The 20,157-nt window shown below is 57.7% G+C and carries 18 protein-coding genes; 3 read left to right on the top strand and 15 right to left on the bottom strand.

Features of this window, described 5'->3' with window-relative positions; all coding sequences use genetic code 11:
* Positions 1-5: 5 nt before the first annotated feature.
* A complete protein-coding gene (locus EII11_RS06350) occupies positions 6-1,823 on the bottom strand; it encodes a cytochrome c biogenesis protein CcdA (RefSeq protein ID WP_124870314.1) in 1,818 nt (605 codons plus the stop codon).
* A 188-nt stretch (positions 1,824-2,011) separates the two neighbouring features.
* On the opposite strand from EII11_RS06350, the gene EII11_RS06345 reads away from it, so the two are divergent.
* The gene (locus EII11_RS06345; RefSeq protein WP_124870311.1) at positions 2,012-2,227 is read left to right on the top strand and encodes a hypothetical protein; all 216 of its coding nucleotides are present in this window, start codon (positions 2,012-2,014) and stop codon (positions 2,225-2,227) included.
* A 321-nt stretch (positions 2,228-2,548) separates the two neighbouring features.
* Here EII11_RS06345 and smpB read toward each other — a convergent pair whose 3' ends face one another.
* The 4 genes from smpB to ftsE all read right to left on the bottom strand — a co-directional run bounded on the left by smpB (position 2,549) and on the right by ftsE (position 6,215).
* Entirely contained in the window at positions 2,549-3,076 is a 528-nt protein-coding gene (gene smpB, locus EII11_RS06340; RefSeq protein ID WP_124870307.1) for an SsrA-binding protein SmpB, read from the bottom strand.
* Positions 3,077-3,152: 76 nt separating this feature from the next.
* Positions 3,153-4,481, bottom strand: coding sequence for a M23 family metallopeptidase (locus tag EII11_RS06335; RefSeq protein ID WP_124870303.1), 1,329 nt, complete (start codon positions 4,479-4,481; stop codon positions 3,153-3,155).
* A 123-nt stretch (positions 4,482-4,604) separates the two neighbouring features.
* The gene (gene ftsX / locus EII11_RS06330) at positions 4,605-5,519 is read right to left on the bottom strand and encodes a permease-like cell division protein FtsX (RefSeq protein WP_124870301.1); all 915 of its coding nucleotides are present in this window, start codon (positions 5,517-5,519) and stop codon (positions 4,605-4,607) included.
* 6 nt (positions 5,520-5,525) lie between these two features.
* Positions 5,526-6,215, bottom strand: coding sequence for a cell division ATP-binding protein FtsE (gene ftsE / locus EII11_RS06325; RefSeq protein WP_124870298.1), 690 nt, complete (start codon positions 6,213-6,215; stop codon positions 5,526-5,528).
* 302 nt (positions 6,216-6,517) lie between these two features.
* On the opposite strand from ftsE, the gene EII11_RS06320 reads away from it, so the two are divergent.
* The gene (locus EII11_RS06320) at positions 6,518-7,522 is read left to right on the top strand and encodes a CAP domain-containing protein (RefSeq protein ID WP_124870294.1); all 1,005 of its coding nucleotides are present in this window, start codon (positions 6,518-6,520) and stop codon (positions 7,520-7,522) included.
* Between the two features lie 113 nt (positions 7,523-7,635).
* Here the strand turns inward: EII11_RS06320 and prfB are convergent, their stop codons facing one another.
* From prfB to EII11_RS06270, 10 genes are all read right to left on the bottom strand, one after another.
* Positions 7,636-8,751, bottom strand: coding sequence for a peptide chain release factor 2 (gene prfB / locus EII11_RS06315; protein ID WP_124870291.1), 1,116 nt, complete (start codon positions 8,749-8,751; stop codon positions 7,636-7,638).
* Between the two features lie 94 nt (positions 8,752-8,845).
* On the bottom strand, positions 8,846-12,319 hold the full coding sequence (locus tag EII11_RS06310; RefSeq protein WP_124870288.1) for an ATP-binding cassette domain-containing protein: 3,474 nt from the start codon (positions 12,317-12,319) through the stop codon (positions 8,846-8,848).
* Between the two features lie 242 nt (positions 12,320-12,561).
* Positions 12,562-13,926, bottom strand: coding sequence for an NADP-specific glutamate dehydrogenase (gdhA, locus tag EII11_RS06305; protein ID WP_124870285.1), 1,365 nt, complete (start codon positions 13,924-13,926; stop codon positions 12,562-12,564).
* Between the two features lie 177 nt (positions 13,927-14,103).
* Entirely contained in the window at positions 14,104-14,625 is a 522-nt protein-coding gene (locus EII11_RS06300) for a pilus assembly protein TadG-related protein (protein ID WP_124870282.1), read from the bottom strand.
* Positions 14,612-15,073 carry a 1-hydroxy-2-methyl-2-(E)-butenyl 4-diphosphate synthase gene (locus tag EII11_RS06295; RefSeq protein ID WP_165867087.1) on the bottom strand — a complete coding sequence of 154 codons (462 nt, stop codon included), beginning with the start codon at positions 15,071-15,073 and terminating at the stop codon, positions 14,612-14,614. Before EII11_RS06295 ends, EII11_RS06300 begins: the two co-directional genes overlap by 14 nt.
* Positions 15,074-15,084: 11 nt before the next feature.
* The gene (locus tag EII11_RS06290) at positions 15,085-15,480 is read right to left on the bottom strand and encodes an ABC transporter (protein ID WP_124870277.1); all 396 of its coding nucleotides are present in this window, start codon (positions 15,478-15,480) and stop codon (positions 15,085-15,087) included.
* Between the two features lies 1 nt (position 15,481).
* Positions 15,482-15,688, bottom strand: a complete 207-nt coding sequence (locus EII11_RS06285) for a hypothetical protein (protein WP_124870274.1) — start codon at positions 15,686-15,688, stop codon at positions 15,482-15,484.
* A 43-nt stretch (positions 15,689-15,731) separates the two neighbouring features.
* On the bottom strand, positions 15,732-16,784 hold the full coding sequence (locus EII11_RS06280) for a type II secretion system F family protein (RefSeq protein ID WP_124870271.1): 1,053 nt from the start codon (positions 16,782-16,784) through the stop codon (positions 15,732-15,734).
* Positions 16,781-17,641 carry a type II secretion system F family protein gene (locus EII11_RS06275; RefSeq protein ID WP_124870268.1) on the bottom strand — a complete coding sequence of 287 codons (861 nt, stop codon included), beginning with the start codon at positions 17,639-17,641 and terminating at the stop codon, positions 16,781-16,783. The genes EII11_RS06280 and EII11_RS06275 overlap by 4 nt, the downstream gene beginning before the upstream one ends.
* Positions 17,642-18,847, bottom strand: coding sequence for a TadA family conjugal transfer-associated ATPase (locus EII11_RS06270; protein WP_124870266.1), 1,206 nt, complete (start codon positions 18,845-18,847; stop codon positions 17,642-17,644).
* 176 nt (positions 18,848-19,023) lie between these two features.
* Here EII11_RS06270 and EII11_RS06265 point away from each other — a divergent pair, with 176 nt between their 5' ends.
* On the top strand, positions 19,024-20,157 hold the full coding sequence (locus tag EII11_RS06265) for a phosphotransferase (protein WP_124870263.1): 1,134 nt from the start codon (positions 19,024-19,026) through the stop codon (positions 20,155-20,157).

The following is a 20,157-nucleotide window of genomic DNA, read 5'->3' as shown; positions in this document are numbered from 1 at the left end:
TTTCCTCACCCGAAGGTGAAGGAGTAGAGCTGCACGCCGGGCGAGACTGTGATGTCGATCGTTCCTTCCTGTGTCGTATCGGTCGCCACCAGTTCGAGGGCGTTGGGCACACCGCTAATGGTGTGGGTGCGGGTTTGGCCGTTGAGGCTGGTGGTGATGCTTCCTTCTCCTGAAATCACGAGGTTGACTTGCTTGCCGTGATACTTCAAGCGCAGTTTGGCCTCGCCAGCGGTGGGAGTGATGTGTTGGGGTTCGACTGTCCATGCCCCTTCAAGGGCAAAGGAGTCAGCGGGCTGGTTGGGCGGGAACGCGAAGGTCGCTGCCCCTTGAGTGAGAGTTCCTCCTGCGAAGTGTTTTGCTCGACCGTAGCCCAGGTAGGTTTCGGGGGTGCGTGAGCCACTGGTGGTTGGGTCGTCTGTGGTGAAAACGGGTTCAGGCAGTTCCACGGTGGGGTTGGCTTCGCGTAAGAGGGTGCGGATGTGGCGTTCCGTGGTGGCGTCGCCGCCTTCACCGTAGGAGAACTGACGCAGGGTGCCTTTGGCGTCGCGCAGGTAGTGGGCGGGCCAGTAGTGGTTGTCGAAGTTCCTCCAGGTGACAAGGTCAGAGTCGACGGCAATGGGGTAGGTCAGGCCGAAGTCTTTGGTGGCGGCGCGGACGTTGTCGACTTCACGTTCGAAGGCGTATTCAGGGGCGTGAACGCCGATGATTGTCAGGCCTGCGTCCTTGTAGGTTTCGTGAAGTTTTTGGATGCTGGGGATGGAGCGTTGGCAGTTGATGCACGAGTACGCCCAAAAGTCGACGAGGACGACTTTGCCGTCAAGGTCTGCGCTGGTCAGGGGCTTTTCTTCCGGGGTGTTGAGCCATGCGACGGCGCCTTCAATGGGGGCGAAGGGACCGCAGTCACCCAGGGTGCCTGCGCCGTCAACACAGTGTGGGCCGTCAGGGGTATCTGCTGGCGCTTGAGTGCCACGGCGCTCGTTACCGTGTAGGAGCGTGTTGGTGTGTTCCTGCAGTCCTGCGGTCCAGTCAGGTAGGGCGCGCTGAACGACGGCTGGGATGTCAAAGACGAGGCCCAGGGACAGAGCAATCATGGACACACCGGCGATAGTGCGGATGAGGCGTTGGCGTGCACGGAAGGCAGAAATTCGCTCGGCAACACCTCGGCCTGCGAGTGCGAAGAAGAGCAGCGGGATACCCGTGCCGATGGCGAAGGAGAGAGCCAGAGCGACGGTGTCGGCACCGATTTCACCGGTGGTTCCAGCAACAGAGACGGCGGCGAGGACGGGGCCCGCACAGGGAACGTAAGCGGCGCCCAGAACGATACCGAGCAGGAAACCGTTGTCGGGGCGTTTTCCGCTGGATCGGCCAAATCGTTGGAAGGGGCGTTCGAGTACCTCCATGACCTGCGGGATCAGCATGCCGATGCCGATGACGGCCAGCAGGACAATACCTGCCCAGCGAATGATGTCTTGAGGCAGGCCAAGCAGAGCAAGCAGGGTGGAGCCCAGCAGAGTGAAAACTGTGAAGCTGAGAACGAGGCCAGCGACAACCAGGTAGGGCCGCCAGCGTGAGACTGCGGGGTTTGCTGCTTCAGTGCTTGATTCGCCAAGTGTGTGTCCGCCAAGCCTGCCAGTTGCGAGGCCAGGTCCAGCCAGACCAGGGATGGAGCCACCGATACCGTTTGCCACGCCGACCTTTCCTGCTGAAACACGGCTACTTTGTGCTCCACCGGAGAAGAAGATGACGGGCAGGACAGGCAATATGCAGGGTGATATGCCTGTGATGAAGCCACCGAGCAGTCCGACAAGAACGAGGGAGGTCATGGGGTTCCTTTCGTTGACATTTGCCCCTAGTTCGGCGCCCCTGTCCTGAGAGTTTGCTCAGATCAGCACCATATTTCGGAGACATGGATCACGTAAAGTCCTCCAATCCAGTGTCCTTTCAGCAGCGAATACTTAGATGTCAGTGCGTTCGCCCATGAACGCCTCAACCTCTTAATAAAGGAGAACACATGAATATCCGCAAGATTGCTGCCGCTTCCGCCGTTGTCATCGCAGCCGTTGGTTTGGCTGCCTGCTCTTCCCAGACTCCCGCCGAGGAGATGATGAGCGACGCAATGATGTCCGACGCCATGATGGACGACAAGATGACCGACGATTCCATGATGTCCGATGGCCACATGCATGACGGCATGATGTCTGACGCTATGATGTCGGGCTCGAACTGATACGTCTTTTGTGACGCATTGATTTCCTCCGCAGAAGCGGTGGGGAGCTCACCAATGATCTCGGTGAGTGCCCCACCGCTTTTGACTTTTGATCGCATGATGGTGGCTTGTAGTGCCGGTGCAAACCGGGTTCTGTACGTCTTAGCGCCTAATGTACGTGGTGCACCACGTACATTAGGCGCTATGTCGTACATCAAACGCTATGTCGCGCATCCGGCAGAACGCCCAACGTATAGGGACGTAGTGGAGCCAAAGAAAAACATTGGCGGGTGGGCGTTAACCGCCCACCCGCCAACCATTGTCAGGAAATAAGGAGTTGGATTAGCCTCGTGCCCGCCGCGCGTATGCACGCATAGCGCGCTCGGCCTCGCGCTTATCTTGCTGTTCGCGTAGTGCTTGGCGCTTATCCCACTCCTGTTTACCCTTGGCCAGAGCGATCTCAACTTTGGCACGGCCACCAATGAAGTACAGTTCCAGGGGCACAATGGTGTAGCCCTTTGCGGAAACCTTCTGCGTCAGGCGAATAATCTCATCCTTATGCAGCAAGAGCTTGCGCTTTCGCGTGGGAGCATGGTTATTCCAGGAACCTTGGGCGTACATGGGGATATTCGCCCCGTACAGCCAGGCTTCGCCGTCTTTTACTTCAACCCACGCATCCACCAAAGAAGCGCGGCCCATGCGCAGCGCCTTCACTTCGGTACCAGAAAGGACGATACCGGCCTCCCACTTTTCCTCAATGAGGTAGTCGTGCAGTGCCTTCTTATTACGGGCAATGGTTCTGTGCGCGTCGGCTTGAGCCTTGCGTTTTTCTGCCTCGGTGGGCTTGGGTTTCTTCCACTCCTTGGGCATGGGTTCGCCTCCTTCCGGGATGCTGGGTGAACCTCACACGACGGCTGAGGCTCACGACACTAACTGCCCGATTCTCCTACAGGAAATCCATCGGGTCAACGTCAGCGCCATTTTGCATGAAGGACAAATGCAGGTGGCAGCCCGTGGAATACCCTGTGGTTCCCACCCATCCAAGGACGGATTCCAGTCCAACTGCCTGCCCGGGATACACATTGGTGCCTTCCATATGAACGTAGGCGCTCATCCACGATGACCCGTTCATCAGACCATGGTTGACGTAAACGACATTGCCACCAGCTTCTTCAAAGGTCACCGCCGAGACAACCCCGGGGGCACTGGGATAGATGGGGGTGCCACAGTTGGCGGCAAAGTCAGTGCCGTTGTGGAATCGGCTGGTCCCAAGCACGGGGTGGTGGCGCCATCCGAAGGGTGAAGTCATGACCAGGGGGATGCGCAGGGGCGAGTAGAAGCCGCTTGATCCACCTGATGGTGTGGAGTAGATACGCTGCTGCGCGCGGTTTTCTTCGTCAATCTTGGCAAGCTTTGCGCTCATCGCATCGTATTCTGCCTGCCACTTATCGAGTTGTCGGGCGGCCTCTTGTTTCTTCGCTTCCCACTGTGTTTGCTTAGCGTCAGCGTTCTTCTTCAGGTCGTTGAGTTCGATGACCTTCGCTTCTGCCTGCTGTTGGGCATTTCGTGCTTCCTCCGCAGAGCTTCGCGCTTTCGCTTCGAGGTCACTGATACGGTCAGTGATGGCTTGTTGGCGGGTGGCTTGGTTGCGTTGGCGTTCTTGAATGTTGAGCGCTGATGAGATCGCGGTGTTTTGTGATCGGGCAAGGGCTTCTGCAGCGGCAGCGCGTTCTGCGATCCCTTGGCTGCCTTCAGCGCTCATAGCGAGCATGACGGGGGAAGGAGCGCCGCCTCGGTACATCTCGCGTGCGAGCTCTCCGATTGCTGCGCGCGCTTGGTCGTGGAGTTCTTCGGCTTCTTCGATTTCTTCAGCGATGCGGGTTTTTTCCGCTGTTGCGGTTTCGAGTTGGCCGAGGGCGGCCTGGTGGGTACGGTTGGCCGCGTCGTAGCGATCTTGCGCCTGCGAGAGTTCGTTTTCTGCAACGGGGATCTGGGCACGCAGAGAGTCAAGTTCAAGGTAGACCTGAGCGAGGGTGGAGTCGATTCCTTCCATGTCGTGCTTGATCTGTTCGACACGGTTGGCGGATTCCTCTTGAGCTCGGGCGACGCTGTCTCGGTCGTCTTCAGCCCACGCGGGAATGATGGTCAGGGGGACGATCAGGCCCAGTGCGTAGACGGCGGCAACGAGGCTGCGCCAGGAACGCGGGCGAGCCTTCGAGGGCGAAGGGACGAGGGCGTTCGCCTCGTCGTGCGTGGGGGGTGTCACGGTGCTCATCTTCGATGCTCCTTTCCGTCCTGTCTCTGTCCTGATTTTTTCCTTGGCCTGACTTTTTCCTTGTCCTGGCTTTTTCCTTGTCCTGCGTTTCTTTCCCGAATATGCGGGGGGGCGTGTGCAGGTTTAGATCTTGGTGTACTTCGCGAGCGAGAAAGCCGAGGCCACGAGGGCGAGCAGCACGGCGGCGGCGATCAGGACGGGGGCCATGATCCACACTTCTGCCATGCCGATAAAGGTCGTCCACGGGAAGGCGGGCGCAATCCAGTCGATGATGAGGAACTTGACGCCTGCGAAGAGGGCGGCAACTGCCAGCAAAGCGCCAGTCACTGCAGCGAGCGCCCCTTCAATCATGAAGGGAGCTTGGATGAACAGGCTTGAAGCACCGACAAGTCGCATGATTGACGTTTCACGCTCACGGCTCATGGCAGAGAGTCTGATCGTCGTAGTGATGAGCAAGATCGCTGCGATTGTCATGACGCCTGCCAGGCCAAGAGAGAGCAACTTAGCTTTATCAATGACTTGGAATAGAGGCTCTACGATTTGGCGTTGGTCTTTGACTTCGGACACGCCCGCCACTCCAGAGAACTCTTCGTTGATGATGCTGTACTGCTCGGGGTCAACGAGTTTGACTCGGAAGGAGAATTGCAGCATGTCGGCTGTGGTCCAACGTCCGAAGGAGGATTCACCGAAGAGTTTTTCGAAGTTGGCGTAGGCCTCTTCTTTGGATTCTTCGTAGATCTCTTTGACGTAAGGCGCCATTTCGGCGGAGTTGAGGCGTTCGCGTACGGCAGCGATGTGCTGGTCGGTAGCTTCTTTATTGTTGCAGTCAGGGTTTTTGTCGTTGATGGCACACATGTAGATCGAGACTTCGATCTTGTCGTACCACTCTGTTTTCATACGTCCGACCTGCATCTGTGCCAAGCCTGCAACCCCCACAAAGAGCAGGGAAACGAAGGTGACGATGATGACCGCCACGGACATGGCTCGGTTTCGGGAGAGGCCTTTACCGACCTCAGCAAGGATGAAGCGTAGTTTCATTGTCTGTCACCGTGCCGATCCGTAGACGCCGCGGGATTGATCGCGGATGACGTGCCCGTCGCCCAATTCGATGACGCGCTTGCGCAACTGGTCAACGATGTCGGCGTCGTGGGTTGCCATGACGACTGTCGTCCCTGCGCGGTTAATACGGTCAAGGAGGCGCATAATTCCCAGGCTCGTGTCGGGGTCGAGGTTACCGGTGGGCTCATCAGCGAGGAGAAGTTCAGGCCGGTTCACCATGGCGCGGGCGATTGCGACGCGTTGTTCTTCACCGCCAGAGAGTTCGTGCGGTAGTCGTTTCTCCTTACCAGAGAGTCCGACGAGGTCGAGGACGTCGGGTACTGCCGCTTCGATAGCGTGGCGTGGTTTGCCGATCACCTGCATGGCGAGGGCGACGTTTTCGTAAACCGTTTTAGAGGGAAGAAGGCGGAAATCTTGGAAGACGGTTCCCACTTTGCGGCGCAGTTTCGGCACTGACCATCGCGAGAGGCGGCCAACATCTTGGCCGAGGACCCATACATGCCCTGAGGTTGCGCTGATTTCACGCATGACAAGCTGGAGGAAGGTCGATTTGCCGGAGCCGGATTTACCGACGAGGAACACGAATTCTTCACGCTCGATTTCAAGTGAAACGTCGTCGAGGGCGGGGCGCGCACCGGGCTTGTAGACCTTAGTGACGTGGTCAAAGCGAATCATGGGAACGTCTCTGTTTGGGGACAGGGTTACAGCCAGACTATGTGGGCCTCTAGCAGATCTGCGCGAGCGACACGCCCAGTTTGAAAGTCCACTTGCTGTCCCGCCAAGCCTTCAGCAAATCTTGAGGGCATGTTCTGGGCACTTTCAGCGCCAGCATCCCATCCAGGCAACTTAAAGCTTCTTCTCACGGGTCTAGCCAGGTCAGTGTGCTTCAGTGGTAGGCGGCTCAAAGCCCGAGGCGGACGCAATGAGCGCCTCATAGCCGCAAAACATACCCTGAGGACCCTAAGGGAGGAACCTCCGTGCGACTCACTCGCTTCATCGCTGCAACACTTGCGGCCAGTACCCTGATTACTCTTCCCGCCCTTGGCACTTCCGGTGTTGCTTCTGCCGTGGCCACCCCTGCACCTACGCTCTCTGCAGCGTTCCCACAGGCTCTGAGCGCGCATGAAGCCCCTCACGCTGACATGATCGTCTGGCGGGTCAATCAGTTGCGCGCAAGCCTGGGGCTCTCCCCCGTTGTTCGCGTAGCAGAACTTGATGCTGTCGCCCAAAACTGGAGCGAGTACATGGCTGCCACCGGCGTCTTTGACCATCGCCCAGGTTTCGCAGACTACTACCCCGGTGGATGGAGGCGCGCCTCCGAAAATGTGGCGATGCGTCAAAGCTCAAGCGACGATGACGCTGGTACGGAGCTGTATCTTCAGTGGGAAAACTCCCCTGGGCACTACGCCAATATGATCGACCCTGACACGAATGCTATTGGTGTGGGGATCTCTTACAATCCCTCGACTCGATCGTGGTATGGCACGCAGAACTTTGCGAGCTACCCCGATCAGTCCCACCTCACTGTTGTTTCCAGCGGATCTGTTTCCAGTGGCTCTTCGCCCTCGGTCGATACCTCAATAACCGCACCATCCTGGACCGGGGACGCTTCTTCCACCGCCCCAGCGCCGCAGGCAACGCCATCACCGTCTGAGACCACCTCTGCCTCAGAAACCACACCTCGTAACGATCAGGGGAATAGTGCTGGCGCTGAAGCAAGCCAATCGGCGCCCGACCAGGCTCAATCCCATTCTGACCGTCCCCAATCTCAGCCTCAGCCGCAGGTGAAGGGCACCCAGTACATTCAGCCCGTTGAGGATGTCGATACGACGAAGAAGGCGCCCTCTGCTGCAGGCCACATGAAGGCTCCGTCAGGGCTTTCCGCCACCGGCCTTCAGGCATCCTTCGTCGGTGTTGCACTGATCATCCTTGCATCAGGAGCGCTCCTGCTCACTCTGCGCCGTCAATACGCTCACCGCTAAAAGACGCCGTCCGCATATGCTTGTCCCCTTTCTCCTGGCACTCAGGAGAAAGGGGACAAGCATTGAACAGGATGGACAGGAAACACTCAGTTAGAACGTTCTGTCAGCGCTGGTCAGGACTCAGCGGCCTGATTCTTGCGCCAGCGGATGCCAGCATTGATAAAGCCGTCAATGTCGCCGTCAAAAACGTTTTGAGGGTTGCCTGATTCAAACTCGGTTCGAAGGTCTTTGACCATCTGATAAGGCTGGAGGACGTAGGAACGCATCTGGTCACCCCAAGAGGCCTTCACGTCACCGGCGAGTTCCTTCTTCTTAGCCTGTTCTTCCTCGTGGCGCAGTACAAGCAGTCGAGACTGGAGCACACGAAGGGCGGCAGCACGGTTTTGGATCTGCGACTTCTCATCCTGCATGGACACCACAATGCCCGTTGGAATGTGGGTCATGCGCACAGCCGAGTCCGTGGTGTTGACCGACTGGCCGCCAGGACCGGAGGAACGGAACACGTCCACCTTGAGTTCATGCTCAGGAATCTCAATGTGATCAGTGGACTCGATCAGGGGAATGACCTCGACAGCAGCAAAAGAGGTCTGACGGCGGCCCTGATTATCGAAGGGGCTAATACGCACGAGGCGGTGCGTCCCAGCCTCCACCGACAAGGTGCCGTAAGCGTAAGGAGCCTGAACCTCAAAGGTAGCTGACTTCAGACCGGCCTCTTCCGCATAAGACGTATCCATCACCTTCGTGGGGTAGCCGTGGCGTTCGGCCCAACGCAGGTACATACGCAAGAGAATCTCTGCGAAGTCTGCCGCGTCAACACCACCTGCGCCCGAACGGATCGTGATAACGGCGTTGCGTTCGTCGTATTCGCCATCCAAAAGGGTGCGGATTTCCAGGTCGGAGATGTCCTTCTTGAGGGCGGCGAGATCGCCTTCAGCCTCTTCAAGAAGCAGCTCAGCTTCGTCGGGGTCTTCACCGGCCATTTCCACCATAGCCTCAAGGTCATCGATACGCTCAGACATGGTGGTGACACGGTCCAGTTCTGACTGGCGATGGCTCAGTTCCGAGGTGACTTCCTGCGCGCGGGCAGGATCATCCCACAGGTCGGGAGCTGCCGCTTTTTCGGACAGTTCCTCGATCTGAACGCGGAGGTTGTCAGGCTGGACGACCGCGATGATGTTTTCCATCGTGGTGCGCAGTGCTTGGATCTCTTCAGAAAACTCAATGGCCACGTGGCAAGCCTAGTCGATTGATGCCGCCTCGTCGCCCCTCGACGGGGATAGAGGCGAAAAAATGAGGAAGAAAACACCCACCCTAAAAGGGTTCCTACTCTGAGCGTAGGGCCTCCACCGGGTCAGCCTTGGCTGCCTTGCCTGCGGGGATCAGCCCAGCAATCAAGGTCAACACAACCGAGATTGCAATCAGAATAATTGAAGCCACTACAGGGAGCTGAGCAATGCCCGTCACGTCAAACTGCGCTTCTACAATGGCATTAGCAGGAATAGTCAGCAGTAACGTCACACCGATGCCGATGACACCAGCAAGGAAACCCACAAGGATCGTTTCAGCGTTAAAGACACGGCGGATGTCACCTCGTGAGGCGCCAATAGACCGCAGAATACCGATCTCTTTCTTGCGTTCCAGCACGGAAATATAGGTAATGATGCCGATCATAATCGAGGAGACGACAAGGGATATCGCAACGAATGCGATCAGCATGGTTGAGATCATGTTGACGATCTCCGTCACGCCTGACATGAGTGCCCCTACGAAGTCGGTGTAGGTGATGACCTTCTTGTCCTGTCCTTGATCGCGCATCGAGGTGTTGTAGTCCTCAAGGATGGTTTTGACGTGTTCCTTATCCTCAAAGCTCAGGGGGTAGATATTGATGGTGTCAGGGTCGGTGAGGTCTCCATGACCGAACTTCTTGAGATTCGTATCGTAGGTATCGCGGCTTGAGGTGAGGATCGACGTGAAGATTGTCGACAGCTCTTCCGCATTCGCCTTAAAGACGAAAGCTTCAGCCAACTTCTTCTCGTCAATGGTGAAGGCATCGGCCATGGAACCTTGGAAGCTGGCAGCAGCATTTTGAAGTTGGCTGACAATCTGCTCTTGGATTTGGGTCATGAGCGCGGTCATCGTCTGCGCCATGGCCTGCTGGATCTGCGTGCCGATTGCCTGCGAGATCGTGTTCATGAAAGCCTTTGCCAACTGCTCGCCCACGCTGGAGACGAGGGTGTCCATCATTGCCTGGCTGACGTGTTGGAGGGCGGGATCCTCTCCCAAAGCCTTCGTGAGGTTGGCCAGGAGCTTGTCCTGGTTAATGATCTGCGGGTCAGTGAGGGTGTCACGCACCCGCGCAGAAACGCTCTCTTGGCTGAAGAATTCAATGGCAAGGTCTGTGATGCTCTTCCCCTCACCGGCGTGTTGTTGCTGGTAGAGAAGGAAGTCTTGGGCAAGAGAATTGAGGAGGGGCGTGAGGCGCTGTCCCGCGTCGGGCGCGATGACGCCGTCAGCGAAAGCGGCCTGCGCGATTTTGACGAGGTCCACCTTGGCCAACTCTGGGAACTGAGCCGTCAGTGCTGAGAAGTCAATCGCCGAAGGATCAACGGCTGCGCTCACGCCAGAAAGATCAATCTGGGACATGTCCAGGGAGGAAAGGTCAAGGTTGCTCATGTCAAGGCCGCTGAGGTCCATCCCGCTCAGGTCGAGGCCTGACAGGTCAAGGCCGCTCATATCCAACCCGGACAGCTTCGACGCCAGAGCGTCTGCGCCTCCACCAAAGGCTTCTTGGATCTTGGCCTCATCAATGCTCAAAAGCTTCGACATGTCAAAGCCCTTCAGAGGATCTTCTTTGCCTTCCTCATCAAAGGACTTTCCTGTCACCACATTGATATTGGGCCGAGCAAGCTGATCCTTCACAATGCCAGATTTTTCTGATGTTCGGATCAGGTGCTCCGTCAGTTCAGGCGTGTAGTAAATGCCGGGTACCAGCGCGGGAGCGTCATCGACTTCAAGAGCCTTTGCTACGCCGACGATCTTCAGTGTCTCGCCCGCGTTGACCAGGCGAGTCATATGTTCCTTGTTTTTTGACTGGTCAGCCCAAACCTTCAAGGACTCATCCCAGGTGTAGCGATCCCCCGCGTTGATGAGTTTGTAGGTCACCTTCATGAATTCGTCGTAGGAGTAGACACGCTCCTCCCTCCCACTTTGCGAAGAAGCTGAGGTGGGAGCATCCGCCCCCCCTGCATCACCCGACTGTCCCTTGTCAGCGGCACTTGCCCCGCTGCTACGGCCTCGTAAATTGTGACGATCCAAGCTCTTGGTGATCTCTGAACGATCACGCAACCCCATGTTGTACTCCAGGACGTCCACCAGTTCACCGCTGGCTGGCAGAACAAGGATCATTTCCTCCTTGGATTGGGGCCAGTTGCCCTTGACCAAGCCAATGTTGTCCTCGTAGATTCCCGGGCTGGAGGGAAGTTGACGGAAAACGTCTGTCTGGGCGTTTGCAGCGAAGAACGCGGGCAAGGCAGCTTCGACGCCCTGCTGTTCAAGCAGGGTCGAGGGGTGGGCCTGCACAGGCTCATCCTTGACATACTTCGCATCCATAGGCAAGAACAGGTGCGGCGTCACCTTGTAGGTGTAATCAATGCTCTGCACGTGGGAGGAAATATTGCCACCATCTCGCAGAAGGAAGGTCCTCAGGGAGCGCAAGTCATTGTTGGTCACCCGGTCGAGAGTGTCGTCAAAGCGCGAGTCCGTGCGCGCCGTGGTCACTGACTGTCCGCCCTCGGCGTCCTCCTGACTTTGCGGACTATCGTCGGCAATGTGGCCGCTGCGCTGCTCAAAAAAGACCCCGAAGTCAAAACCAACCTTCTCAATGGACAGCGGGTAGGTGGTAAGGAGCTCTTCTTCGCGTTGAGCAATGTACTCGTTCACGCCATTAGCCAAAGCGAGGATCGCCGCGATACCGATAATGCCGATCGACCCGGCGAAGGCCGTCATCAAGGTGCGGCCTTTCTTCGTCATGAGATTCGAGAAAGACAACGCTAAAGCAGTGAAGAAGGACATGGAGGCACGGCGAATATCCTTCGCCTCACGCTGTTCGTGGGCGGTCGGATCAAAGGGGTCAGAATCGGCGATCACCCGCCCGTCAGCCAGCTCTACAATACGGGTGGCGTAATGGTGCGCCAGTTCAGGATTGTGCGTGACCATAATGACCAAGCGGTCCTTGGCAACTTCCTTCAGTAAGTCCATCACTTGCACGGAGGTTGCTGAGTCGAGAGCACCGGTAGGCTCATCAGCCAGGAGGATTTCAGGATCGTTCACGAGGGCGCGGGCGATAGCAACGCGCTGCATCTGGCCACCAGAAAGCTGATTGGGCTTCTTGTGAATGTGATCGGCGAGGCCGACGTCAACGAGAGCTTGGCGAGCGCGTTCACGTCTTTCGCTGCGGCTCACACCGGAAAGAGTGAGGGCGAGCTCGACATTGGCAAGCACTGACTGGTGAGTGATGAGGTTATATGCCTGGAAGACAAAGCCAATACGATTATTACGGTAAGTGTCCCAATCGCGGTCTTTGTAGTCGCGGGTGGAGATGCCGTCAATGACAAGGTCACCAGCATCGAACTGGTCAAGGCCGCCGATAATGTTCAGCATTGTGGTTTTGCCCGACCCGGATTGACCCAAGATGGCGATGAATTCATTGTCTCGGAAGGCCACGGAGACGTCGTTGAGGGCGACCTGCACCAGGCTTGCTGTGGTGTAGGCCTTGCGGATGGAGCGGAGCTCAAGCATAAGGGGCTTTCTGTCGCGGCGGTGGGCGTGTGCGTCTTCTGGAAGGACGTCATTTTCTAACGAAACGTCCTGTCATATCAGTGTTCCCCATTTGCGCCCTCAGCGCTATTGGGGTTTCCCCTGATTGTGGATCGTTTTTCTCACCTCACATGCAACAAGGGCTCATTCCTGTTCGTAGGCAAAAAGGCGGGGCGGAGGACATTGTCCTCCGCCCCGCCGCGCAGTCTCAGCAGGCAATCCGATCAGATCAGGCCCTGAGCAACCATGGCGTCAGCAACTTTGATGTAGCCGGCCAGGTTAGCGCCAGCCACATAGTTGGCACCCTGACCGTATTGGTCCGCGGTAGCCAGACAGTTGGCGTGAATATCAATCATGATCTGGTGCAGACGTTCCTCGGTGGTCTCGAAGGACCAGGAGGTGCGCCCGGAGTTCTGCTGCATTTCCAGAGCTGACGTGGCCACACCACCAGCGTTGGAAGCCTTACCCGGCGCGTAGAGCACGCCAGCGTCCTGAAGCAGGTCAATGGCATCAGGGGTGGTCGGCATGTTGGCACCCTCAGCAACGAGCTGCACGCCGTTGCGGATCAGGGTGGCGGCGGCCTCTGCAGGAAGCTCATTCTGAGTGGCACAGGGAAGGGCAACATCACAGGGAACGTCCCAGATGGAGCCGCCCTCAATGAAACGAACCGAGCCGCCACGCTCATTGGCGTAGTCCGAGACGCGGCCACGACGCTTTTCCTTGATGTCCTTGAGGAGGTCAAGGTCAATGCCTGCCTCGTCAACGATGTAGCCCGAAGAGTCCGAGCAGGCGATCACGGTCGCACCGAACTGCTGAAGCTTCTCAATGGCGTAGATAGCAACATTACCCGAGCCGGACACGACTACCTTCTTGCCGTCGAAGGATTCACCCTTTGCTTTGAGCATTTCCTCAGCGAAGAAGACCAGGCCGTAGCCGGTAGCTTCAGTGCGGGCTTGGGAGCCGCCCCAGCCCAGGCCTTTACCGGTAAGGACGCCTGCCTCAAAGGCGTTCCGAATGCGCTTGTACTGGCCGAACATGTAGCCAATTTCGCGGCCGCCCACGCCAATATCGCCTGCGGGGACGTCGGTGTCAGGGCCGATGTGACGCTGAAGTTCAGTCATGAAGGACTGGCAAAAACGCATCACCTCTGCGTCGCTGCGGCCCTTGGGGTCAAAGTCGGCGCCGCCCTTGCCTCCGCCGATAGGCAGGCCAGTAAGAGCGTTCTTGAAGATCTGCTCAAAACCAAGGAACTTAATGATGGAAATATTCACTGAAGGGTGGAATCGCAGGCCACCCTTGTAGGGGCCAAGTGCGGAGTTGAACTCAACGCGGTAGGCACGGTTGACGTGGATGCGCCCGGCGTCATCCTGCCAGGGGACACGGAAAATAATCTGGCGCTCAGGTTCCACCATGCGCTCAAGAATGGCCAGGTCAGTGTATTCCGGCTTGGCATCTGCGATGGGCCCCAGGGTGAGAAGAACCTCGTACACTGCCTGCAAGAACTCCGGCTGGGCGGAGTTCTTGTTAATGACAGATTGGAACTGGGGACGCAGGGACGGTGCCAAGCGCTCAATATCAAGATTTGCCATGTGTTGAATTGTCGCAGAGAAAACTTTGCCATCCCTAGACCGTTTCAACATGCGAGCACTACAAACATTGAGAATGACTGATCACTCACACCCAGTAACACACGATCTAGGTCCTTCGTCATCAACACTCCTTTCCTTGGACCGGCCCCTCTTCTCTGAGCGAGGTGCCGTTTTCTCCTAGCGAGTGACCGCAGCACCAGACTCTTGAAGCCGCGGTGCCACAAGAGCATCAACAAAAGGAGGGGTCAACGGCAAACGAGCTTGCGCACCGACCTCGACCACCACATCCTTTGCCGAACGCTCCACCCTCAGCACCTGCACCCCCTCTCCCACCTGACACGTCGACGTTGACAAATCCACTAAACGCCCCCGCGCCACATCCAAAGCCCACGCAGGATTGACCTCAAGATCGTGACCACCGCTGGCATAAAAAGGGTGCGCATCAACATGACCCGAAGCCGCGAGCGCAAGGGCATCAGCGCAGGCTAAAAGCCTGCGGTGCTGTAAATGCACAGCCGCAATATTGGCGGCCACCAGGCAGGCAATAAGCACAATCATCACCAGCACTGCCATGAGGACGCCGATGCGTCCCTCCTCAGAATCGACAGTGTCCTCACTGTCGCCCAGGAGCACTCGCACGGTGTTCTTGTGCTGACCGTCGAGTATGTCCTCTTTAACGCGGTACCTATTCCAGGCCATGAACGCTCAACCCCTCCACCGGCATACTCACCTGCGCCATCACAGGAATCGACGCCCGCGCCCCTATCCAATCGGGAACGAGGGGTAAAGGAACCTGCGATTCCACGCTCACTGTCACCACACCGTCCGTTGAACACTCCGCTGGCTGGCAGGCAGCATGGATCTGCGGGGCAGGAAGCCCAAAATCACTAAAAGCCAACTGAGCTTGCCGTTCAGCCAGGGAATGGGCCGCAGGATTCGCTGCCAATATCCGAGCAGCGTTGCGTGCTGCTGCCTCAGCGGCGTAGGTGGATGCTTGTAACTGCCCTAAGGACAAGATGATGTAGAACACCGGGATAACAAAAAGGATCATCACGGCGATGAACTCAATGAGGGCTTCACCTTTTTCCTCGGGCCGCCACTGTGTGCTTCGCGGGTGCCCACGGTGTTGGACACTGTCGTTACTCACCACAGGCACTCTCACGGTCCTTCCATGACTGCACTGCCCTGGACTTCAAGCATCTGCGGCCCCAGCGTGAGAAATACTGGCAGTGTGGTGCGTATCGTGACAACAGCGACCGTCCCTGCATGGTCCGGTCGGGTAGTGAGGGTAACAGTGCGGGAGGGGTTGGCCCCCAGCAGGCTCTCCAGCAGTTCTTCTACACGCTGTTGGGCCTCCGCTGAGTTTCCTCCAAGCAGGGCGGCACGTCGTGCGCCTTCGCCCGCAGCAGAGATAGTGGTGTTGCGGGTGTGAACGAGTAGCGCGCTTTGCAGAAGGATCAGAACGACAAGAAGAACAAGGAATTGGACGAGGATGTGCGAGACAACCTCGGATCCTTCTTCATCGTCTTTCCCTCCGTCACCTGGGAGAGGCATGTTAGCGGCCAGCAAAACGCTGCATCGCCTGTTCAAAAAGTTGAGTCAAGGCTTCATTCGCCACTGCCCAGATTGCAGCAACCAGGGCAGCCGTCATCAAAGTGATGAGAACCCACCCTGGGACATCCCCACGTTCGGGGTCATCACCCTCGCGGAGAGGGAGGATCACGCGATGCAGACGATCAAGATAAGAGCGAAGAACAGTCATGTTTTCTCCTTGGTGGACAGGTGTTTCAGATGTCGTTTTCCGTTTAGGGGCCAATTTTGAGTGCCGCTAATCCGGGGTAGAGGGCAAAAAGAATGGTGATGGGAAGAATGAGGAAGACAACGGGGAACAGCATGACGATCTCTCGTTTACCGCCTTCTTCCAACAGACGCTGACGATTGTGTTCGCGGATATCTTGCGCTTGATCGTGGAGCACTAAAGCCAGTGGAGAGCCGCGTTCGATGGCTGTCACCATCGTTTGACAGAGGCGGCTCAGTGACGGCGAATCGTTTCGCTCAGCAAGCTGACTCAACGCCTGGGAGGTGGGCCTGCCCAGAGTCAGTTCAGAAACGGTCCTCGAAATCTCACCGGCGAGTTCACTAGCGGTCACCTGCGACACCCTCGATAGGGCACCGGGAATAGACTCTCCAGCCCCAACAGCCAATGCCAGCAAGTCGGACATGTCAGGCACTTGAGAGTCAATGAGTCTTTGCCGTCTTTGCGCGCGCGCCGTCAAAAGCTGATCCCACAGTGCCGCTCCTGCCAGCGCCCCAATAGCAAGAGACAGGAGGACACTGACAAACCCACTCACCGTCAGACGAGCCATCACAAGGGCGGTTGCCGCGCCAAGGGTAGCCATCGAAACAAGCGTTGCAATAACCTGTTGGAGTCGGAAATGCGCTAAAGTCTGCGCCCCACCAAGGAGCTCAAGGCGCCGTTCCACTGAAGCTGAGGTGGATCCTATGGCCTCCACCACCTGCATCCAACGACGCTGCAGCCACCGAGGAACACGCTGATCACGTTGGCTTTGCGGTTGGCGCACGTTGCGAAGCCGAGAAGCCAAGGTGATGCGATGTCGATGAAAGGCGTTCGCAATGAAGAAAATGCCAGTAGCCGCTAAGAGCGCAACGAGAACGCCCCCAAAGCCAGCCGACAGTGGCGCTGATGAAAGGCCCAGTTCCCCAGCCTGCCCGTAATACCCGGACATCATCTCGTTCGCATCAACGCCACTTTGAGCCTCGTAGGGATCAACGGGAGGTAAGGGAATCGGACTCGTCCACAGTAGGCTTGCCACTGTCACTACTGTCAGCGTGTTCATCGTAAGGACCTTTGATCAGTGGAGAGGCGACCGATTCTGCGCATGATCGCGTAAGCAATGGCGCTGACGATGGCGCCAAAGCCTAAGATCCCCAGCCCTTCAGAGGTCGCGTAAGCTGCTGCCGCATGGGACTGGCCCGAAATGAGAAGCAACACCACCCAGGGCGCAGCAACACCAAGACGGGCCGCATTTACCGTCCACGACTGCCGCGCCTCTAGCTCACCACGCACCCGCGCATCCTCACGCAGCAAAGTCGCCAGATCACGAAGAAGCAGCGACAAGTCACTACCGCCGACTTCCCGAGCCAAACGCAATGCCTCGACAATCCGATCAGCGACAGGGTCTGCACAGCGCTCCTTCAAGCGCACGAGCGCCGGATCGAAACGTCCTTCCGCACGGTAGTCTGCGGCGAAAGCTGCAAACACTCCACGCATGGACGGGGGCCCATTCTCCCCCAGGTCAATCAGTAAGTCAGGAAGGGAAGCGCCCGCACGAACACCTGAGACAAGAGAATCAATGATCTCGGGCCACACTTCTCGCATCTGACGCGAACGCTTGTGGGCACGCGCTGAAACAAACGCATTCGGAAGAGGGGCAGTCACCACTGCCAGAATCAGGCTCACCGGCCCCACGCCCGTCCACGCAAAAGCGACAACAAAGACAACTAAGGACAGCGCGACACTGACGCCCACAAGACGTGGAACGGTTAGGCCCTCCAGATTTGCCCGCTGTACGCGATCTTGCCACCGTAAAAACCATTGAGGGGAGCGCAAACGCACAGCAGGGACCCCTGCAACGACCGACAGAATCAGTAAAAGCCCGACTCCCACACCAAGACCGATGAGCACCCCTTCCATCTATTCACTCCCTAGCAGCTCAGAAAGTTCAAAGCCCGCCTGCTGAAAACGGTCATGCCACTCGCTGCCGCCGGGCCCCCGGTGCAGTTCGTGTCCATTCCAACTCCACACTTCAGAAGCCTCGATGCGTTCACCTTCAACACGGCCAGGAATGGAAAGGACCTCCCGTAAATAGCGTCGCCCCGTGCGATCCCGATGAACGTGGAGCACAAGATCCACTGAGCGTGCGACCGTGGGGGTAACGAATTGCGAGGTCACGTTCTCGCCAGCGAGCAATGGGAGCATCGACAGTTTCGCAAGCGCTTCACGCGCAGAATTTGCGTGAATGGTTCCCATGCCAGGCACGCCCGCATTCAGCGCGAGGAGGAGATCAAGGGCCTCCGCGCCGCGCACCTCTCCAACAATCAGTACCTCCGGTCGCATACGCATCGTCTCTCGCACGAGGTCACGCAACGTGACCTCACCGCGGCCTTCAACGTTGCCGGGGCGGGTTTGGAGTGCCACGCAATCACGGTTGGGAAGATGTAATTCGAATACTTCTTCACAGGTGATGATCCGCCGATTGCGCGGAATAGCACCTGTGAGCGCCCGCAATAAGGTGGTCTTACCCGCTTGTGTGGCACCTGAGACAAGGATCGACAAGCCTGCGGCCACAGCCGCCGCGAGGAATCGCCCCACCTGGGGAGGGACCATGCCGACAGCAACAAGGTCTTCTAAACTGCGTGAGTTTTGAATGTGCTTGCGGATATTCACCGACCAGTGACGCCCGGCAACCGGCGGGATAACGACATGCAGGCGCTCTCCACCGCGCAACATAGCGTCCACAAAAGGTTGAGACAGATCCAAACGGCGGCCGGAATGGTGGAGCATACGTTCAACGAGGTCACGCACCTGCTGTTCCCTCAAAATAAGGGGAGTAAGTTCAGGGGTTCCTCCACGGGCCACAAATACGCGCGTGGGTTCGTTGATCCAGATTTCCTCAATCTCAGGATCGTCCAAATAGGGTTGCAGGGGGCCAACTCCCGCAACATCAGCCAGCATTTTGGCGATAAGATCCTCACGGTCTTGGCCAACGTATAGATCACCTGAACGGTCCAGAGCATCCTCAATGATGCGAGTGACTACATCGGTGTGCGCGTAGGGGTCAATGGCGCGGGCGGTTACCTCGTCACGCACCCACTGCAGTTGAGCCTCGTAGTCTTTCATTCACCCCTCCACGATGATTTATTTTTCAGCCTCCTTATGCAGCGTAACGACTTTTTCTCCGCTTTTTGTCGCATTGAGAAAATCTGTGGATAACTTCCCTCACTCTCACCCATCAAGTCACTCACCACGGGCGTTTTCTGCTGCCCCATACCCGTGACAACCGCTACCGTGGAAGGGTGAGCCGCGCAAAAACTCCTCTTGAACTGGCCGCCCTCGCCACTGCCGCCGTCCCCGGTCTGAACGTTGCTGGCCTACGGCCACCACAATTTAGCGACGAAAACGTCTCCGTCACCGGCATCATTGACGTTGCCGGCAACCGCTGGATGGTGACCTGCCCCCACGACACCGTGGGCGGCCTCGATATGGAATCCCAAGTCAGCGTCCTGTCACGCCTGGCCCAAGCTCACGAAGCAGGCATGATTCCCTTCCGCGTCCCCCGCCCACGAGGCTTCGCGCGCACCACGGACGGCGCCCGCGTCATGGTGCACAACGACCTAGGCGGACGCTTCATGACCGAGGAAGATTTCTCAGACCCGCATGTCCTCCCGGCCTCCCTCGCGCGCGCCCTCGCCCACCTGCATAACCTCCCCACAGGCATCTATACCGGAGTGGACCTGCCCTCCTACACGGCAGCCGAATGCCGCCAGCGCCATCTTGCCCTCCTTGACGAAGCCGCGTCACACACCGTCATCCCCGCGAATCTGTGGAATCGGTGGGAAGGCGCCCTTGAAGATGTCGCCATGTGGCGCTTCGCCACAGCCCCCATCCACGGCGATCTCCAGTGCACCGCCATTTCAGTCCATGATGGTGCCGTCAGCGCACTGTCACACTTCGCCTCAGCTCACGTAGGCGACCCCGCCACCGACATCGCGTGGGTCCTCGCTCAAGGAAGCGACGAGTTCATGCTCCGTTTCCGCGAGGCATACACCATGACCCGCAGCGCTGTGGACGTCCACCTTGAAACACGCGCCCAGCTCATTTCAGAACTCTCTCTAGTCCACTGGCTCCTCCACGGCGTCCACGCAGAAGACAGCGACATCATCGAACAAGCCCGCCTCATGATTCGGGAACTCTCTGAAGACCTCGGTGATGAACCTCTTGTTGCCGCACCCCTATCGGTAGACACTCCCTCAGAAGAGGCCTACGCCACCTGGGGTCTGCACAGTCCCACAACAGACGGCGCACACCAGACTGATCCCACAGCCTGGGAAGACACAGACGAGGACGGACCGCCCACAATGGCAGCAACCTTCCTTGAACTCAGCGGCGAAGAAACACCCCGCACTCGTTCCTTCCCCACCGAACAGTAG

This window comes from Schaalia canis (assembly GCF_003858455.1).
Lineage (GTDB): Bacteria > Actinomycetota > Actinomycetes > Actinomycetales > Actinomycetaceae > Pauljensenia > Pauljensenia canis.
This window is presented reverse-complemented; position numbering and strand designations above follow the sequence as displayed.

What these genes read in the sequence shown, in the direction of transcription:
- EII11_RS06350 (WP_124870314.1), bottom strand. Translation starts at nt 1,823, where the DNA reads ATGACCTCCCTCGTTCTTGTCGGACTGCTCGGTGGCTTCATCACAGGC.
- EII11_RS06345 (WP_124870311.1), top strand. Translation starts at nt 2,012, where the DNA reads ATGAATATCCGCAAGATTGCTGCCGCTTCCGCCGTTGTCATCGCAGCC.
- smpB (WP_124870307.1), bottom strand. Translation starts at nt 3,076, where the DNA reads ATGCCCAAGGAGTGGAAGAAACCCAAGCCCACCGAGGCAGAAAAACGC.
- EII11_RS06335 (WP_124870303.1), bottom strand. Translation starts at nt 4,481, where the DNA reads ATGAGCACCGTGACACCCCCCACGCACGACGAGGCGAACGCCCTCGTC.
- ftsX (WP_124870301.1), bottom strand. Translation starts at nt 5,519, where the DNA reads ATGAAACTACGCTTCATCCTTGCTGAGGTCGGTAAAGGCCTCTCCCGA.
- ftsE (WP_124870298.1), bottom strand. Translation starts at nt 6,215, where the DNA reads ATGATTCGCTTTGACCACGTCACTAAGGTCTACAAGCCCGGTGCGCGC.
- EII11_RS06310 (WP_124870288.1), bottom strand. Translation starts at nt 12,319, where the DNA reads ATGCTTGAGCTCCGCTCCATCCGCAAGGCCTACACCACAGCAAGCCTG.
- gdhA (WP_124870285.1), bottom strand. Translation starts at nt 13,926, where the DNA reads ATGGCAAATCTTGATATTGAGCGCTTGGCACCGTCCCTGCGTCCCCAG.
- EII11_RS06300 (WP_124870282.1), bottom strand. Translation starts at nt 14,625, where the DNA reads ATGGCCTGGAATAGGTACCGCGTTAAAGAGGACATACTCGACGGTCAG.
- EII11_RS06290 (WP_124870277.1), bottom strand. Translation starts at nt 15,480, where the DNA reads ATGCCTCTCCCAGGTGACGGAGGGAAAGACGATGAAGAAGGATCCGAG.
- EII11_RS06285 (WP_124870274.1), bottom strand. Translation starts at nt 15,688, where the DNA reads ATGACTGTTCTTCGCTCTTATCTTGATCGTCTGCATCGCGTGATCCTC.
- EII11_RS06280 (WP_124870271.1), bottom strand. Translation starts at nt 16,784, where the DNA reads ATGAACACGCTGACAGTAGTGACAGTGGCAAGCCTACTGTGGACGAGT.
- EII11_RS06275 (WP_124870268.1), bottom strand. Translation starts at nt 17,641, where the DNA reads ATGGAAGGGGTGCTCATCGGTCTTGGTGTGGGAGTCGGGCTTTTACTG.
- EII11_RS06270 (WP_124870266.1), bottom strand. Translation starts at nt 18,847, where the DNA reads ATGAAAGACTACGAGGCTCAACTGCAGTGGGTGCGTGACGAGGTAACC.